This window comes from Bradyrhizobium sp. CSA207, assembly GCF_029051685.1.
GTDB lineage: Bacteria > Pseudomonadota > Alphaproteobacteria > Rhizobiales > Xanthobacteraceae > Bradyrhizobium.
The window spans coordinates 15,634-32,204 of sequence record NZ_JAACFT010000047.1 but is presented as its reverse complement, the minus strand read 5'-3'; the positions used below and the strand labels follow the sequence as shown (position 1 = coordinate 32,204).

Genomic DNA, 16,571 nt, shown 5'->3' with positions numbered 1-16,571 from the left:
CTCTTCTCCCTCTTCCCGTTCTTACGGGGCCGCGACGAGCTTCGCTCGCGCTGAGAGGGTTGGGGTGAGGGGCTCTATCCACGCAGACGGTGACAGACAGAATCGCGGAGAACCCCCTCACCCGGAATTTGCTACGCAAATTCCGGCCTCTCCCCGCAAGCGGGGAGAGGCGAAGAGGGCTCAATGCTCCCACACCGTCATTGCGAGCGAGGCGAAGCAATCCAGAATCTCGCCGCGGAGACACTCTGGATTGCTTCGTCGCAAGGGCTCCTCGCAATGACGAGCGGATAGAGTCTTAGCCAAACCGGTGATCGTACCGATCCACCGTCAGCGCACTGACATCGATGTCCGGCTTCTTGCCCGACAGCAGGTCCGCGAGCACGCGGCCGGAACCACAGGACATGGTCCAGCCGAGCGTGCCGTGGCCGGTGTTGAGGTGGAGATTGGCGTACTTCGTGGCGCCGATCACGGGCGGACCGTCCGGCGTCATCGGGCGCAGGCCGCTCCAGAACGTGGCCTTGGAGAGATCGCCGCCGCGTGGGAACAGGTCGGTCAGGGAGTGATCGAGCGTGGCGCGGCGCGCGTCATAGAGCTTGTCGGAATAGCCGGAGATCTCCGCTGTGCCGCCGACGCGGATGCGATTCCCGAGCCGCGTGATCGCGACCTTGTAGCTCTCGTCCATCACGGTGGATTCCGGCGCGCCTGAGGCGTCCTTGATCGGCACCGTGATCGAATAGCCCTTCACCGGATAGACCGGCAGCGAAATGCCGAGTGGCGCAACGAGGCGCGACGACCAGCTTCCGAGCGCAAGGACGTAGGCGTCGGCCTGCAACATGCCGGCGCTGGTCGCAACACCGCTGACGCGTGCGCCGTCCGTAATGATATTGTCGATGCCGGTGTTGAACACGAAGCGGACGCCGAGCGCTTCGGCGTGCTTGGCGAGCGCCTGCGTGAACATGTGGCAATCGCCGGTCTCGTCCTGCGGCAAGCGAAGTCCGCCGGCGAACTTTTCCTTCACGCCGGCGAGCGCCGGCTCGGCCGCGATGCAGCCCTCGCGGCTCAGCACCTCGTACGGCACGCCATACTGCTTGAGCACGGCGATGTCCTCAGCGGTGCCGTCGAGCTGCGCCTGGTAGCGGAACAGCTGGAGCGTACCCTGCGAACGCTCGTCATACTGGATGCCGATGTCGCGGCGCAGATCGCGCAGGCAATCGCGGCTGTACTCCGCAATCGGGATCATCCGGCTCTTGTTGACGGCGTAGCGCTCGCTCGTGCAGTTGCGCAGCATCTTAAGCAGCCAGACCCACATCACGGGATCGAGCTTCGGCCGGATCACCAGCGGACCGTGCTTCATCAGAAGCCATTTGATCGCCTTGACCGGCACGCCGGGGCCGGCCCAGGGCGAGGAATAGCCGGGCGAGACCTCGCCGGCATTGGCGAAAGAGGTCTCCAGCGCCGGCTCCGGCTGACGGTCGACGACCGTCACCTCATGGCCGGCGCGCGCGAGGTAGTAGGCAGAGGTGACACCGATGACACCGCTGCCGAGGATCAGAACTTTCACGCTTGGTCAAACTCCCGCGGCATCACGCTCGCCGCTGCCAGGAAACAACTCGCAACGGCGAGAGCAATTATCAGGCCACCCGCTTGATGGCGTCGCCGAGAATCGACATCATGTCGTCGATGTGGCTCTTCTCGACGATCAGCGGCGGCGACAGCGCGAAGGAGTCGCCGCTCATGCGGAAGTACAGCCCGCGATTGAAGCAGTCGACCATGACGTCATAGCCGCGCGCACCGACCGCGCCGTCGCGCGGCGACAGCTCGACCGCGCCCATCAGGCCGCAATTGCGGATATCGACGACGTTGGGCAGGCCCTTCAGCGAATGCAGCGCATCGCGCCAATAGTCGGCGATCGACGCACCGCGCGTGAGCAGGCCTTCGTCCTTGTAGATGTCGAGCGTCGCGATGCCGGCCGCGCAAGCCACCGGATGCGCCGAATAGGTGTAGCCGTGGAACAGCTCCATCTGGTTCTCCGGACCGACCATCAGGCCGTCATGCACCTTGCGGCTCGCGAACACCGCGCCGCAGGGCACGGTGCCGTTGGTGATGCCCTTTGCGGTCGTCATCAGGTCCGGCGTGACGCCGAAGAAGTTGGCGGCAAACGGCGTGCCGAGGCGGCCGAAGCCGGTAATGACCTCATCGAAGATCAGGAGGATGCCGTGCTTGTCGCAGATCTCGCGCAGGCGCTGCAGATAGCCTTTCGGCGGCGGCAGCACCGCGGTCGAGCCCGGCACCGGCTCGACGATGACGGCGGCGATGGTCTCGGCGCCGTGCAGAGCGACGAGGCGCTCGAGATCGTCGGCGAGCTCGGCGCCATGCTCCGGCTGGTCCTTGGCAAAGGCGTTGCGGGTGAGATCATGGGTGTGGCGGATATGGTCGACGCCCGGCAGGAGGGTTGCGAAGGCGCGGCGGTTGGCAACCATGCCGCCGACCGACGTGCCGCCGAAGCCGACACCGTGATAGCCGCGCTCGCGGCCGATCAGGCGGGTGCGGCTCGACTGGCCGTTGGCGCGGTGATAGGCGAGCGCGATCTTCAGCGCGGTATCGACCGACTCGGAGCCGGAGTTGGTGAAGAAGATGCGATCGAGGCCCTTCGGCGCGATCTCGGCGAGCCGCTCGGCGAAGTCGAAGGCCAGCGGATGGCCCATCTGGAACGACGGCGCGAAGTCCAGCGTCATCAGCTGCCGCTCGACCGCGGCGGCGATCTGCTTGCGGCCGTGGCCGGCATTGACGCACCAGAGGCCGGCGGAGCCGTCGATCACCTTACGGCCATCGACGGTGGTGTAGTACATGCCTTCGGCCGAGGAGAACAGCCGCGGCGCCTTCTTGAACTGCCGATTGGCCGTGAACGGCATCCAGAACGAATCGGTCTTGATGGTGTTCGGAATCTGATGAAGGGTCACGGGCCACGCTCCTTTGCTGACCCATTAGCCGAACCACGCCTTCAAAAGCACAACAAGTCCTTTTCTGTCTGCCAGCAACCCATTGATTTAACAGGGGCTCCCGGTCCATATTTGCGCGATCCGCAACACCTGCAACAGGGGACCGTGCATGAGCGTCGACATCGGTGGGCGGCTGCGATTCATCCGGACGCGCCAGAAGCTGTCGCAGCGCGAGCTCGCCAAGCGCGCCGGCGTCACCAATTCGACGATCTCGCTGATCGAATCCAACCAGATGAACCCCTCGGTCGGCGCACTCAAGCGCATCCTCGACGGCATCCCGATGGGGCTTGCCGAGTTCTTCGCGCTGGAGCCGGAGACGCGGCGCAAGATCTTCTACCGCGCCGAGGAGCTGACCGAGGTCGGCAAGAAGCCGATCTCCTACCGCCAGATCGGCGACAATCTGTTCGGCCGCAGTCTTCAGATTCTGAAGGAGCGCTACGAGCCCGGCAGCGATACCGGGCGCGTTCACCTGGTGCATGAGGGCGAGGAAGGCGGCATCGTGATCTCCGGCAAGCTCGAGGTCACCGTCGAGGACGAACGACGCATCCTCAACCCCGGCGATGCCTATTACTTCGAGAGCCGCCGCCCGCATCGCTTCCGCTGCGTCGGCGGCAAAGCGTGCGAGGTGATCTCGGCCTGCACGCCGCCAACGTTTTGAGGCGCGATCAACGCCATCCGGAATCTTACGGAGCCACTGTTATCTCGCGGAGCTTGAGCCATCTCAATTTCCGCCGCCCAAACAGCTATACATTGCAAGCCGTAGCCGAGCAGCCTCGCGCAAAGGTGTTGAGGTTATGGCCCCGGACTCCTAGGCACCCCGGGGCCGCTTCGTAACAAGGCCCGCAGATGAAGACCACGCTCGCCAATGCAGAAGCCGCGCTCAACGAAGTTCAGCGCGATACTGACAAGCTCAGCTCGCGGGAGCTGCGCGAGGCCATCGCCAAATACATCGAGATGCAGAAAGAGCAGATCAACGCTCTCCGCAGGCTGATGAATTAAGGAACTGCGGGGGACGACAGAGCCTCGCCCGCCCGCAGCCTCAACGCTGCGTCAACAACTCCTCGATCCGGATCGGAAAGCGGCGAACGCGCACGCCGGTCGCATGCCAGACGGCATTGGCGACCGCGCCGGCGCTGCCGGTAATGCCGATCTCGCCGACGCCCTTGATGCCGAGCGCATTGACATGCGGATCGTGCTCCTCGATCGTGATCACGTCGAGCGGCGGCACGTCGGCATTCACCGGGATGTGGTACTCGCCGAGATTGGCGTTCATGATCCGGCCGCTGCGCCGGTCGGTGATGGCCTCCTCGTGCAGCGCAAACGACATGCCCCAGATCATGCCGCCGAACAGCTGGCTCTTCACCAGATGCGGATTGACGATACGCCCGGCCGCGAAAGCGCCGACCATCCGCGTGACGCGAATCTGGCCGAGCTCGGGATCGACCTTCACTTCCGCAAACACCGCGCCATGGGCATGCATGGCATATTCTTCCATCGCCGCAGGGTTCGGCGCGCCCATGCCGCGGGCTTCAATCTCGGCGAGACCCGCGCGCGCAAGGATCTCGGTGTAGCTCTCGCCGCGGCTCTCATCGTCGCGCCGGAACAGCTTGCCGTCGCGCGCGATCACACCGGTATTGCCGGCGCCGAATAGCGGCGAGCGCTCGTCAGCGGTAGCCAGATCGGCGAGCTTGGCGATGACGGCGGCGCCGGCGCTGTGGATCGCCGCACCGGCGGTCGCGGTATGTGCAGAGCCGCCGGCGATGCCGGCATCGGGCAAGTCCGATGTGCCCGCCTTGAACGCGACCCGATCGATGTCGAGCCCGAGCCCGTCGGCCGCGATCTGGGCCAGCGCGGTCCAGGCGCCCTGCCCCATGTCATGCGCGCCGATCTCCATGGCGCCCGTGCCGTCACGGCGGATCGCCGCGCGGGCTTCGGCCTGGAACATCAAGGCCGGGAAAGTCGCGGTGCCCATGCCCCAGCCGACCAGAAGCCCGGCATCGTCACGCATCTGCCGCGGCTGCAACGGCCGCTTCGCCCAGCCGAAGCGCGCCGCCCCCTGCTCGTAGCAGGCGCGCAGCGCCTTGGAGGAAAACGGCTTGCCCGTGATCGGCTCGACTTCCGCATAATTCTTCAGGCGGAAGGCCAGCGGATCGATTCCGCAGGCCCAGGCCATCTCGTCGATCGCGCTCTCCAGCGCGATCGAGCCCGTCGCTTCGCCCGGCGCCCGCATGAACAGCGGCGTGCCGGTGTTGACGCGCACTGCGTCATGCGAGGTGCGGATTGCCGGGCTGGCATAGAGCGAATGCGAGGCGTCGGCCGCGGGCTCGTAGAAGTCGTCAAATGTGCTCGATACGGTCCTGGCGTGGTGATCGAGCGCGGTCAGGCGTCCCTCGCCGTCCGTGCCCATGCGCAGCCGCTGACGCGTTGGCGCACGATGGCCGACCGGGCCATACATCTGCTCACGGCGCAGCACGAGCTTGACGGGCTTGCCGACAAGCCTTGCGGCCATGACGCCAAGCACCTGCGGGCCGGCCATCAGGCCCTTGGAGCCGAAGCCGCCGCCGAGGAACGGACTGCGGATATGGATCTTGTCCGGCGCTATGCCGAACAGTTCGGCGATGCGGGCGCGCGACAGGAATAGACCCTGGGTCGGCATGTCGACCGACAGATTGTCGCCGTCCCACGCGGCGACGATCGCATGCGGCTCCATCGCGTTGTGATATTGCGGCGGCGTCTCGTAAACGGCTTCGATCCGCTTCTCGGCTGAAGCAAGGCCCGCCTCGACGTCGCCCCGGTGATTCTCGGTCGGGTTGCCGACACCGACGACCGGCGGCACGAAGCTGTCGCCGGCGTCGAGCCCGATCAGCGCAGGCAGCGTCTCATAGCGCGGTGCCAGCAACGCCGCGCCTTCCGTCGCCGCCTCCAGCGTTTCCGCGATCACCACGGCGATCGGCTGGTTAGCGTAGCGAACCTCGTCGCTCTGCAACACTTCCATCCGGAACACGAACGGATTGGTCTTGATCTCAGGATCGATCGCGAGCGGCGGCTTGTGGTCTGATGTCATGACGTCGACCACACCGGGATGGCGCCTGGCGGCGGCGACATCGAGCGAGGTCACGCGGCCGCGCGCGATGCTGGACACGGCCATCACCGCAAACAGCATCCCGGATGGATGGTTATCGGCGGCGTAGGTCGCCTGCCCCTTGACCTTGAGAACGCCGTCGCGGCGGGTCAGCGGCTGGCCGATGTTCGAGCCGTGCCGCAGATGGGCGGGCGCGCTGGTGAGATTGAGCTCAGGCATGGAGGGCTCCGGAGGTCGAGGCAAAGGGAGATGCCGGCAGCGCCGGCATACGCGCCGGCGTACCGGCGGCGGCAAGTGTCAGCGCGCGCACGACGATGCGGCGCGCGAGCTCGATCTTGAAGGCATTGTCGCCGGACGGTTTTGCGTCACTGAGCGCGCGCCAGGCGGCTTCCTGGAAAGCGTCTGCGGTCGGCGCGACGTCCTTGAGAACGTCTTCCGCAGCACGAGCCCGCCACGGCTTTGCGGCGACGCCGCCGAGCCCGAGCCGCGCCTGTTTGATCTTGCCATTCTCGATCAGCAACGCAGCGGCGGCCGAGACGACGGCAAAGGCATAGGACGTGCGCTCGCGAACCTTGAGGTAGCGCGCATGCGCGGCGAAGCCGCGGGCCGCAGGCGGCAGACGCACCGCGACGATAAGGTCACCGGGCTCAAGTGTGGTGTCGCGCTCCGGTGTATCGCCGGGCAAGCGATGCAATTCGTCAAGGGCGATTTCGCGCCGGCCGTTCCCGCCCTCGATCTCGACGACCGCATCGAGTGCGACCAGCGGAACGCAGAAGTCGGAAGGATGCGTGGCGATGCAACTGTCGCTCCAGCCGAGCACGGCGTGGGAGCGGTTCTCGCCGTCGCGGGCGTCGCAACCGCTGCCGGCCTCGCGCTTGTTGCAGCGGCTGGCGGTGTCGTAGAAATAGGCGCAGCGTGTCCGTTGCAGGAGATTGCCGCCGACCGTCGCGGTGTTGCGCAGTTGCGCTGAGGCGCCAGAGAGAAGCGCTTCAGCGATGGCGGGATAGGCGCTTGCGAATTCGGGATCATGCGCCAGATCGGCATTGCGCACGAGCGCGCCGATGCGCAGCGCCCCGTCGGCGAGATGCTCGATGCGGTCGAGCCCTCCGAGATGGGTGACATCAACCAGGCGATCCGGGCGGCTGACATTGCCCTTCATCAGATCGAGCAGATTGGTGCCGGCGGCAAGATAGACGGCGCCCGGTTGGGCGGCGGCGGCAACGGCCTCGGCGACCGTGGCCGGCCTGACATAATCGAACGGTTTCATGCGGAGCGCCTCTGATTGGATTCGTCCATGCCGGCCTGCGCCTCCAGCACGGCATCGACGATGCCGGCATAGGCGCCGCAGCGGCAGAGATTGCCGCTCATGCATTCGCGGACCCGCTCGGGATCGTTGCCAGCCTGGCCTTCGCGCATCATGCCGATCGCGCTCATGATATGGCCCGGCGTGCAGAAGCCGCACTGGAAGCCGTCATGGGCGATCAAGGCGGCTTGTACGGGGTGAAGCTGGTCGCCGTGCGCGACACCTTCGATGGTGAGGATATCGGCGCCGTCATGGCTGATGGCGAGCGCCAGGCAGGAGTTGATGCGCTTGCCGTCGACGAGAATGGTGCACGCGCCGCACTGGCCGCGGTCGCATCCCTTCTTGGTTCCGGTGAGATGGAGGCGCTCACGCAGGAGATCGAGCAGCGTGACGCGCGGATCGTCGAGGACGAAGTCGCGCCGCGCACCGTTCACGGTGAGGCTGATGGAGTGGTTCATACAAGGCTCCGATCAGATATGGACATGAGTGATCGCGCGTCGCGCCACCGCCGTGGCCGCCGTCGATTTTTGCGCCGACCGGACGCGATCCGAGCCGACGTTTGAACGAAGATACGGAGGCTCCCTCCGTTTAACAAGAGCTGCCCGAAAATATTTGGAATTCGTCAAAAGCCCGTGCGCAGACAACGCGATGCAGCCCTGCAAGGGTTCAATCTAACCAATTCGTGATCTACATTGCCGGCATGGACGACCACGCCGACCAGATCCGCAAACCCCGCGCCGATGCCGTGCGCAATCGCGAGCGCGTGCTTGAGGCGGCGAAAACCGTGTTCAATGCGGGCGGGCCCGAGGCGAGCCTCGAGGCCGTCGCGAAGCGCGCCGGCGTCGGCATCGGCACGCTCTATCGGCACTTCCCGACCCGAGAGGATTTATACGAGGCGGTGTACCGTCGCGAGGTCGAGCAGCTCAGCGAACTCGCCGAGCATCTGCGAAGCGCCAAGGACCCCGTCGACGCGCTGCGCCGCTGGCTGTGTTCCGCCGTCGAATTCGTTGCCACGAAAAAGGGCATGTCGGCCGCGCTGGCGTTGACCTTTCAGAGTTCGTCGGAGCTCGCCGCCTTCTCAATGGACCGGCTGACCAAGGCGATCGGCTCACTGCTCGACCGCGCGGTTGCGGCCGGGCAGATGCGTGCCGACATCAGCCCGGAAGACCTGCTCCGGGCGCTGATCGGGATGTGCTACATGCACGACCAGCCCGGCTGGCAATCCTCGGTGCTGCGAATGCTTGGCGTGCTCGTCGATGGGCTGTGCATTCAGACCGCCGTCAAGGCAAAACCGCGCGCCACCAAACCGGCGAAGCCAGCCGCGAAGCGGAGTCGATAGCATCACCCTGTCAGGATCGGCTTCAGCGCCTCGCGCTGGTGCACGATAAAGTCGAAGAAGGCGGCGATCCGCGGCACGCGCCGGAGATCGGGGTGCGTCAGGATGCGCCAGCTCCGCGTCAATTCCGGAATCGGGCCAAGTACGCGCACGAGATCGGCTTCGGCATCGCCGAGCGCGACGGGAAGCGGACCGATGCCGACGCCGGATTTGATCGCGGAAACGAGGCCAAGCACGCTGTTAACGCGCGCAGCCATCTTGGCATTGGGCGCGACCTCCTTCAGCCATTTGACGGCGCGGTGATTGGCAAGGGATTCGTCCAGCCCGACCAGCAAATGACGCGTGAGATCCTCGACACGCTCCGGGGGGCCGTGCCGGTTGAGATAGTCGCGGCTGGCGTAAACCGCCCAGATCGACTCGGCGATCTTGCGCCCGACCAGCTCGTCGTCGGTATCGCCCGAGCGAAAAGCGATATCGACCTCGCCCTTCGACAGGTCGAGATAGCCGTCGCTCATCACGAATTCGACGCGCAGCGAGGGATGCAGCCCGTGAAAATTGCCGACGAGACCGGATTGGATGAGCCGGGCGACGATCGGCTCGGGACAGGTGACGCGGATCACGCCCTTCATATCCTGCTCGGCGTCGATCGTCCGACGCTGGAAGTCGTCGATGGTGGCTTCGATCCGCTCGGCATAAGGCAGCATGATGTGACCGAATTCGGTGAGGCGGTAGCCGCTCGGCTGACGCGTCACCAGAGTGCGGCCGAGCCGCCGCTCCAGCTCCTCGAGCCGCCGGTGCACGGTCGACTGGCTGAGGTCGAGCGCCTTGCCGGCGGCAATGGTGCTGCCGTGCCGCGCGACCGCCAGGAAATATTTGAGGTCATTCCAGTCGAACATAAAGGGATTATGCACTTCTGCGGCCGCCGACCGCAATGTTGCGGCTCCCGCGCCTGAGCGACGGCACCTAGGCTGATGTCTTCAGCGACCTTACAAATGGAGACTTCGGATGCGCCCCCGTTTCGTTCTCAGCGCCGCAATCGTTCTGGGATGGTCAGCCGCAGCCGCCGCGCAGGACCACGGGGCACAGGGTCTCGCCAAACCGAATCTGGTGCTTGGCCAAGTGGTTGAAGGCTTACCGAAGGACGAGAAGCAGTCCGTGCGGGTAATGACCGCGTCGTTCAAGCCGGGCGACAAGACGCCCTATCATAGCCACCGCTTCCCGGTGACTGTCTATGTGCTCGAAGGCGCCTTCACACTCGAGCTCGAGGGCAAGCCGCCGCTAACGGTGAAGGCCGGCGAGGCACTGGTGGAACCGCCGAACGTGGCGATGACCGGCTACAATCGGACGAGCGGCGAGACCAGGGTCGTGATCTTTTATGTCAGCGCGGTCGACACCCCCTTCCTCGATCCGCTGTCACATTAGGCCGTTTGCCTGGGCATCCGCCTGGCGATATGCTTGCTGAACCGGGATGGCCAAGCGAGGTTTTGCCGTGCGTGCGGTCCTTGTCGTGATATTTGTGCTGCTGGGCGGCGCATCCGCACGCACGGCCGACGATGTCGCAGCGGCACAAGGCGTGATTCGCGCCCAGGAGCAGGCATTCGTCCGCGACGATTCGGCTGCTGCCTATTCCCACGCCGCACCGGCGATCAGGGAAATCTTTCCCGCGCCGGACATCTTTATGTCCATGGTGCAAAACGGCTACGCGCCGGTCTACCGGCACAAGAGTTTTGAGTTCGGCGAGAGCAGGATCGAAGGCAACCGGATCGCGCAGCGCGTCCACATCGTCGATGCCAATGGCGAAGCCTGGGAGGCGCTCTACACGCTCGAGCAGCAGGGCGACGGCAGCTACACCGGCTGCTCGCTCTTGAAGGCGGGACAGGCGGTTTAGGTCGCAAAGCCCGGTCCGGCTCTCACCGAATTCATGCGCGAGCGGATCAGCAGCAGCACGACGATCCCGACATTGAGCGCGTTCCAGGCGACGCCGTTGGCGAAGGCCGCGGCGTAGGAGCCGGTGCCGTCGAAGATGACGCCGGACACCCAGCCGCCGAAGGACATGCCGAACACCGAGGCGAAGATCACGATGCCGACGCGCGTTGCCGCCTCGCTGGCCGGCATCGCCTCGCGCACGATGATGGCGTAACTCGGCACGATGCCGCCCTGGAACAGGCCGAACATCGCGGAGATCAGATAGAGCGAGGCGAGGCTGTCGAAGAACAGGTAAAACACCAGTGCGAAGCCTTGGGCCACCGATCCGATCAGCAGCGTGGGAATGCCGCCGATCTTGTCGGCGAGATATCCTGAGCCGATCCGGCTGACGATGCCGCAGGCCATCATCAGCGACAGCATCTCCGCCCCTCGCGCCACGCCGAAGCCGAGATCGCCGCAATAGGCAACGATGTGCACTTGCGGCATTGCCATCGCCACGCAGCAGGCGATGGAGGCGATCGAGAGCAGCACCGTCAGCGTGTTGGTCGAAAGCTTGAGGTCGACCCGCGGCGGCGTCGCGTTGGCGTGATTGCGGACCTTGTCGTCACCCATCTGCGAACGCAGGACCAGCACGAGCATCGTCATCAGGCTGGCGCAGACGAGGCCGATGCCGATATGGGTGTAGCGCCAGCCGTAGTTCTGCATGCCAAAGCTCACGATCGGCGGCCAAATGGTGCCGGCGACGTAGTTGCCGCTGGCGACGATGGTCACGGCCAGCCCGCGATAGCGCTCGAACCAATGCGAAGCCTCCGCCATCAGCGGCGCGAACGTCGCCGACGTGCCGAGGCCGATCAGGAAGTAGGCGGCGACGAACTGCCAGAGCATGGTCGAGAGCCCCGCCAGGATATTGGCGACGCCGAGGAAGGCGATGCTGATCGCCATCGCCGGCACGATGCCGAACCGGTCGGTGATCTTGCCGGCGATCACGCCGCCTATCCCGAAGCCGAACATCATGAGGGTGAAGGCGAGCGACACCGCGCCGCGCGTGGCGGCGAACTCGGCCTGCACCACGGGAATCACGACAACGACCGCCCACATGCCGACGGCGCCGATCGAGCCGATCAGAAGCGCAATAATGAGCCGCACCCAGGCCTGACGCGAGTCAGGGCTGAAAGCAGCCGGTCTTTGTCCTGGATTTGGTGCGTGCACGCGCGGAACATGTTCGGTGATCGCCGCACGGTCAAGCATCGTGCCGCGATATTGGGCATGCGCGGTGCACTGCGGTAAGAAGTGCTTGGCGAAATCGCGATTTGCCATTAGTCTGCAATCTGCGTGTGCATCATGGCGCGCGACAGGTGTTTCGGACGCATGTTCCTTCGGTTGACGCGATCAGTACGGATAAGGGCGGGATGGCTCGTTGCCCTCGCCTATCTGTTCTGCGTCGTCGCGCCGGCCGCGGCACTTGCCTTGGGCACGGCGGCGCCATGCCTGACCGATGACGCCGTGCTGGCCGATCTTGTGCCGGCACATCATCAGACCAGCCATATTCACGCGGGCAACACAGCGCATGATCATGCCAAGAGCCATGGTCATGACCACGCCGCTGCGCAGGACGCGCCCGCACAGCATCATCACGACGGCAAGGGCAAGCTGAGCCCGTGCTGCGGGACGATGTGCGTGACGGCGCTGCCGGCCGATCTGCCTGGTATCGCAAAGCCGATCCTGCCGATCTCCACTTGCGCCCCGGAGATCGCCGTTCGCGTGCACAGCGAGGCGCCGCCCCTACTCTACCGCCCTCCCATCGTCTGATCTGAGCAACGTCACGACTTGAGGCGTCGCGCGTCTGCGCGCGCACGCCCGTGGTCCTCGGACAGATCAGGGATGATTCATGCTTACGCTTTTCGGAGCGAGATCCGCTGCCGTATTCTCGGCGCGCGGACGATACTTTCGATTCAGATGGCTGTTGCTGGCGGCGGTTGGACTGGCGCTGTCAGGCTGCATGCCGGCCGCCGTGCCGCTCGCCAGCGCCGACCCGGCCGATCCAGCGGCCAAGGTCGCGCCTGTCGGCTATCGCTCGACGATCGCGCCCTACACCAGTCTGCGGCCCGCGACACCGGCACCATGGCTCGAGCGCAACGACAACGTTGCGCCGCAGCCCAAGCAACCCCGGTAGGAGCGCGCCATGGCACACCATTTTGCGCGCGGCCTGCTGCTGGCTGCGCTCGGCCTCTCCGTACCCGGTCTTGCCGGCTGCGCCGCCTTCTCGCCTGACAGCGGCATGTCCGCGGTCTCGGACCTGACCAGCCAGACCATCCACAAGGACGTGGCCTTCGTCCGGTCGCCTGAGGGTGCGGAGGCAGCCAATGAAACCGTCCGCCGGCTGTTGTCGCGCACGCTGAGCACGGACGCGGCCGTGCAGATCGCGCTGCTCAACAACAAGGGACTTCAAGCCACCTATAACGAGCTGGCACTGGCCGAGACTGATCTGGTGGAACAGAGCCTGCCGCCCAATCCGGTGTTCTCAGTCTCGCGCATCAGCGGCAACGGCGCGAACGAAATCGAACGCCAAGTGGTCGGCGACATCCTGGCGCTGGCAACACTGCCGTTCCGCTCCGACATCGCGCGCGAGCGTTTCCGACAGGCGCAGTTGCGCGCAGCGCTGGCGACCCTCCGGCTCGCCGCCGATGTTCGGCGCGCCCATGTCAGGGCGGTCGCGGCCAACGAGATGGTGGTGCTGCTGACGGACGCCAAGTCGATGGCGGAATCGACCGCGCAGCTCGCCGCCAAGCTCGGCGAGACCGGCTCGATCAACAAGCTCGACCAGGCCCGCGAGCAGGTATTTTACGCCGAGACCACCGCCGATCTCGCCGCCGCGCGTCAGGCCGCGACGAGCGGGCGGGAAAGGCTCGCGCGCCTGATGGGGCTGTGGGACGACGGCCTTGACTTCCGTCTGCCCAGTCAGCTCCCGCCACTACCGCGCCGGCCGCTGGCGCTGCCTTCGATCGAGGCCGACGCCGTTGGTCATCGCATCGACTTGCAGATCGCGCGGCTCGAGCTGACCGCGCTGGCCAAAGCGCTCAACCTTACCGAGGCGACGCGCTTCGTGACGCTGCTCGATCTGGCCGGCATTTCCCGCCGCACCCAGGATCCGGACAGCGCACCGTTCCGCGAGCGCGGCTTCGACGTGCAGTTCCAGATCCCGATCTTCGACGGCGGCGAGGTGCGGGTGCGGCAGGCGGCGGAGACCTACAATCTCGCCTTCAATCGTCTGACCGAGCGCGCCGTCAACGTCCGCTCCGAAGCGCGCGATGCTTACCGCACCTACCGATCGACCTATGACATCGCCAGCCACTATCAGCGCGAGATCGTGCCGTTGCGCAAGATCATCACCGAGGAGATGCAGCTCCGTTTCTCCAGCATGCAGGTCGATATCTTCGCGCTACTGACCGAAGCGCGGCAGCGCCTGGCATCGCTGCGCGGGGCGATCGATGCGAAGCAAAGCTACTTCCTCGCCCAGTCCGAGTTGCAGACTGTCGTCAATGGCGGCGGCTCGCCGGCTTCCAGCGGCGACAATCCGACCACCATCGCCGCGGCAGCACCTGCCGAGGGCGGCCACTGAGATGGAGGCCAACATGTTTTCCCGCCGAGGATTTTTGGGCACCGCCGCGCTCGTGAGCGCGAGCGCGATTCAAGGCCGCGTCCAGGCCGCGAGCATTCCGGAAGCCCCGCATATGGACAAGGCGGTGATGCAGCCGCCATTGCATCCGGCCAGCGGCCCGGACTACCGCCCCGTCGTCACGCTGAACGGCTGGACCCTGCCGTTCCGCATGAACGGCGACTGGAAGGAATTTCATCTCGTCGCCGAGCCGGTGGTGCGCGAGTTCGCCGAAGGTATGAAGGTGAACCTGTGGGGCTATAACGGCCAGTCGCCGGGCCCGACCATCGAGGCGGTCGAGGGCGACAAGGTCCGCATCTTCGTCACCAACAGACTGCCCGAATACACCACCGTGCACTGGCACGGCATGATCGTGCCGAGCGGCATGGACGGTGTCGGCGGGCTGAACCAGCCGCACATCGAGCCCGGCAAGACCTTCGTCTACGAGTTCGAGATGAAGAAGAGCGGAACCTTCATGTACCACCCGCATTCCGACGAGATGGTGCAGATGGCGATGGGCATGATGGGCATGTTCGTCGTGCATCCGCGCGACCCGAATTTCCGTCACGTCGACCGCGATTTCGTCTTCGTGATGAGCACCTACCTCGTCGAGCCCGGCACGTATCTGCCGAAAGTCAACGAGATGACCGACTTCAACATGTGGACCTGGAATTCGCGGGTGTTTCCCGGCATCGATCCGCTCCCGGTCAGGCTCGGCGACAAGGTGCGCGTGCGCATCGGCAATCTCAGCATGACCAACCATCCGATCCATCTGCACGGCCACAGTTTTGCGGTGACCAGCACCGACGGCGGCTGGATTCCGGAGAGCGCGCAATATCCGGAGACGACCACCGACGTTCCGGTAGGCGCGGTGCGCGTGTTCGATGTCCTCGCCGACAATCCCGGCGACTGGGCGTTCCACTGCCACAAGTCGCATCACACCATGAACTCAATGGGCCACGACATGCGCAACATGATCGGCGTGTCGCGCAAGGATCTCGCGAAGGCCGTCGGCAAGCTCGCGCCGGACGGCATGGCAATGGGTTCGACAGGCATGGCGATGGGCAACATGGAGATGCCCGCGCCCGACAACACGCTGCCGATGATGACCGGCACCGGGCAGTTCGGCCCGATCGAGATGGGCGGCATGTTCACGGTGATGAAGATCCGCGAGGGAATGGCGCGCGACGATTACCGCGATCCCGGGCCTTACCAGTTCCCGCAAGGCACCGTCGCCTACGAGGTCGCCTCACCGGCGGCAGAACCTGCACGGCAGCCGGGGACGCCGATGCAGAAGATGAAGATGTGAACGTTTCGATGAACCACCAACTGGAGACGACAATGAAGAAGACGATCAAACTGGTCCTGGCGCTGGCTGCGCTCTCGATTGCGCCCACCAGCGCGCATGAAAATCACGGCCACGAGTCTTTCTCGGCCGGCGAGCCAGGCGATCCCAAAAAGCCCGCGCGCGTCATCGAGATCGCGATGAGCGAGATGAACTACGAGCCGTCAAGGATCGAGGTCAAACGCGGCGAGCAGATCCGCTTCGTGCTGCGCAACGTCGGCAAGGAGGACCATGAATTCCTGCTCGCCACCACCAAAGAGAATCTCGCACACGCCGAGGTGATGAAGAAGCATCCGCACATGGAGCACGACGAGCCAAACGGAGTGCGACTCGCGCCGAACAAGACGACCGAGGTCCTCTGGAAGTTCAGCAAGGCCGGCACGTTCGAATTTTCCTGCCTGATCCCCGACCACCGCGACTACGGCATGGTCGGCCGCGTCACGGTGAAATAACCAATGGAGAGAACCATGAAACCGATCATCCGCATGACCGCAGCCCTCACACTGGCGCTCGGCCTGACCGCAGGCGCACCCGCGCAAGCCGCGTCCGTCAATGGCGAGGTGAAGAAGATCGACGAGGGCGCGGGAAAGATCACGCTCAAGCACGGCCCCGCCAAGAACCTCGGCATGGATGAACCCATGACCATGGTCTACCGGGTCAAGGACCCGGCGGTGCTCAAGCAGGTCAAGGTCGGCGACAAGGTGACCTTCGAGGCCGAGGAGGCCGCGGCGGGGTACACAGTGACGAAGATCGAGAAGGCGAAATAGGGGCCCCTCCCCCAGGGGTTATTCCGGGGCGCGCCTCTTGGCGCGAGCCCGGAATCCATGTCTCTACATCGCTTGCCGCACGATGGATTCCGGGTTCGCGCTACGCGCGCCCCGGAATGACGGGCTAAAGCACCCAGCCCGCACTCTTGCCGCACCCC

Annotated in this window: 18 protein-coding genes; 11 read left to right on the top strand and 7 right to left on the bottom strand. The window is 65.2% G+C overall.

From position 1 onward, the window contains the following. Positions 1-295 precede the first annotated feature (295 nt). Positions 296-1,561: a D-amino acid dehydrogenase gene (locus GWG65_RS35835; protein ID WP_275200152.1), complete on the bottom strand. Its 1,266-nt coding sequence runs from the start codon at positions 1,559-1,561 to the stop codon at positions 296-298. 70 nt (positions 1,562-1,631) lie between these two features. Next, a complete protein-coding gene (locus GWG65_RS35830) occupies positions 1,632-2,960 on the bottom strand; it encodes an aspartate aminotransferase family protein (protein ID WP_275200151.1) in 1,329 nt (442 codons plus the stop codon). Positions 2,961-3,108: 148 nt separating this feature from the next. On the opposite strand from GWG65_RS35830, the gene GWG65_RS35825 reads away from it, so the two are divergent. Then, positions 3,109-3,657, top strand: a complete 549-nt coding sequence (locus tag GWG65_RS35825; protein WP_275200150.1) for a cupin domain-containing protein — start codon at positions 3,109-3,111, stop codon at positions 3,655-3,657. A gap of 188 nt (positions 3,658-3,845) precedes the next feature. After that, the gene (locus GWG65_RS35820) at positions 3,846-3,998 is read left to right on the top strand and encodes a hypothetical protein (RefSeq protein ID WP_275200149.1); all 153 of its coding nucleotides are present in this window, start codon (positions 3,846-3,848) and stop codon (positions 3,996-3,998) included. A 40-nt stretch (positions 3,999-4,038) separates the two neighbouring features. Here the strand turns inward: GWG65_RS35820 and GWG65_RS35815 are convergent, their stop codons facing one another. From GWG65_RS35815 to GWG65_RS35805, 3 genes are read right to left on the bottom strand one after another with little or no spacing between them, the layout of a single operon-like run. Beyond that, positions 4,039-6,300 (bottom strand): xanthine dehydrogenase family protein molybdopterin-binding subunit, encoded by a 2,262-nt coding sequence (locus GWG65_RS35815; protein WP_275200148.1) that lies wholly within the window; start codon positions 6,298-6,300, stop codon positions 4,039-4,041. Further along, positions 6,293-7,348, bottom strand: coding sequence for a xanthine dehydrogenase family protein subunit M (locus GWG65_RS35810; protein ID WP_275200147.1), 1,056 nt, complete (start codon positions 7,346-7,348; stop codon positions 6,293-6,295). The genes GWG65_RS35815 and GWG65_RS35810 overlap by 8 nt, the downstream gene beginning before the upstream one ends. Further along, positions 7,345-7,842, bottom strand: coding sequence for a 2Fe-2S iron-sulfur cluster-binding protein (locus GWG65_RS35805; RefSeq protein ID WP_275200146.1), 498 nt, complete (start codon positions 7,840-7,842; stop codon positions 7,345-7,347). Before GWG65_RS35805 ends, GWG65_RS35810 begins: the two co-directional genes overlap by 4 nt. 242 nt (positions 7,843-8,084) lie before the next feature. Here GWG65_RS35805 and GWG65_RS35800 point away from each other — a divergent pair, with 242 nt between their 5' ends. Next, positions 8,085-8,723: a TetR/AcrR family transcriptional regulator gene (locus GWG65_RS35800; protein WP_275200145.1), complete on the top strand. Its 639-nt coding sequence runs from the start codon at positions 8,085-8,087 to the stop codon at positions 8,721-8,723. A gap of 2 nt (positions 8,724-8,725) precedes the next feature. Here the strand turns inward: GWG65_RS35800 and GWG65_RS35795 are convergent, their stop codons facing one another. After that, complete coding sequence (locus GWG65_RS35795) at positions 8,726-9,631, bottom strand: LysR family transcriptional regulator (protein WP_275200144.1); 906 nt, start codon at positions 9,629-9,631, stop codon at positions 8,726-8,728. A gap of 94 nt (positions 9,632-9,725) precedes the next feature. Between GWG65_RS35795 and GWG65_RS35790 the strand changes: the two genes are divergently transcribed. Together GWG65_RS35790 and GWG65_RS35785 are read left to right on the top strand one after the other, a co-directional pair. After that, positions 9,726-10,142 (top strand): cupin domain-containing protein, encoded by a 417-nt coding sequence (locus tag GWG65_RS35790; RefSeq protein ID WP_275200143.1) that lies wholly within the window; start codon positions 9,726-9,728, stop codon positions 10,140-10,142. A 67-nt stretch (positions 10,143-10,209) separates the two neighbouring features. After that, entirely contained in the window at positions 10,210-10,608 is a 399-nt protein-coding gene (locus GWG65_RS35785) for a DUF4864 domain-containing protein (RefSeq protein WP_275200142.1), read from the top strand. Here GWG65_RS35785 and GWG65_RS35780 read toward each other — a convergent pair. Continuing rightward, positions 10,605-11,792, bottom strand: a complete 1,188-nt coding sequence (locus GWG65_RS35780) for an MFS transporter (RefSeq protein ID WP_275200141.1) — start codon at positions 11,790-11,792, stop codon at positions 10,605-10,607. The two genes, GWG65_RS35785 and GWG65_RS35780, sit on opposite strands and share 4 nt — an antisense overlap. Positions 11,793-12,014: 222 nt before the next feature. On the opposite strand from GWG65_RS35780, the gene GWG65_RS35775 reads away from it, so the two are divergent. The 6 genes from GWG65_RS35775 to GWG65_RS35750 all read left to right on the top strand — a co-directional run bounded on the left by GWG65_RS35775 (position 12,015) and on the right by GWG65_RS35750 (position 16,413). Further along, positions 12,015-12,455 carry a hypothetical protein gene (locus GWG65_RS35775; protein ID WP_275200140.1) on the top strand — a complete coding sequence of 147 codons (441 nt, stop codon included), beginning with the start codon at positions 12,015-12,017 and terminating at the stop codon, positions 12,453-12,455. Between the two features lie 79 nt (positions 12,456-12,534). Continuing rightward, a complete protein-coding gene (locus GWG65_RS35770; protein ID WP_275200139.1) occupies positions 12,535-12,819 on the top strand; it encodes a hypothetical protein in 285 nt (94 codons plus the stop codon). A 9-nt stretch (positions 12,820-12,828) separates the two neighbouring features. Beyond that, complete coding sequence (locus GWG65_RS35765) at positions 12,829-14,265, top strand: TolC family protein (protein WP_275200138.1); 1,437 nt, start codon at positions 12,829-12,831, stop codon at positions 14,263-14,265. 13 nt (positions 14,266-14,278) lie between these two features. Continuing rightward, positions 14,279-15,610 (top strand): copper oxidase, encoded by a 1,332-nt coding sequence (locus tag GWG65_RS35760; protein ID WP_275200137.1) that lies wholly within the window; start codon positions 14,279-14,281, stop codon positions 15,608-15,610. A 32-nt stretch (positions 15,611-15,642) separates the two neighbouring features. After that, positions 15,643-16,098 (top strand): cupredoxin family protein, encoded by a 456-nt coding sequence (locus GWG65_RS35755; RefSeq protein ID WP_275200136.1) that lies wholly within the window; start codon positions 15,643-15,645, stop codon positions 16,096-16,098. 15 nt (positions 16,099-16,113) lie between these two features. Next, positions 16,114-16,413: a copper-binding protein gene (locus tag GWG65_RS35750; protein WP_275200135.1), complete on the top strand. Its 300-nt coding sequence runs from the start codon at positions 16,114-16,116 to the stop codon at positions 16,411-16,413. Positions 16,414-16,571: the final 158 nt, after the last annotated feature.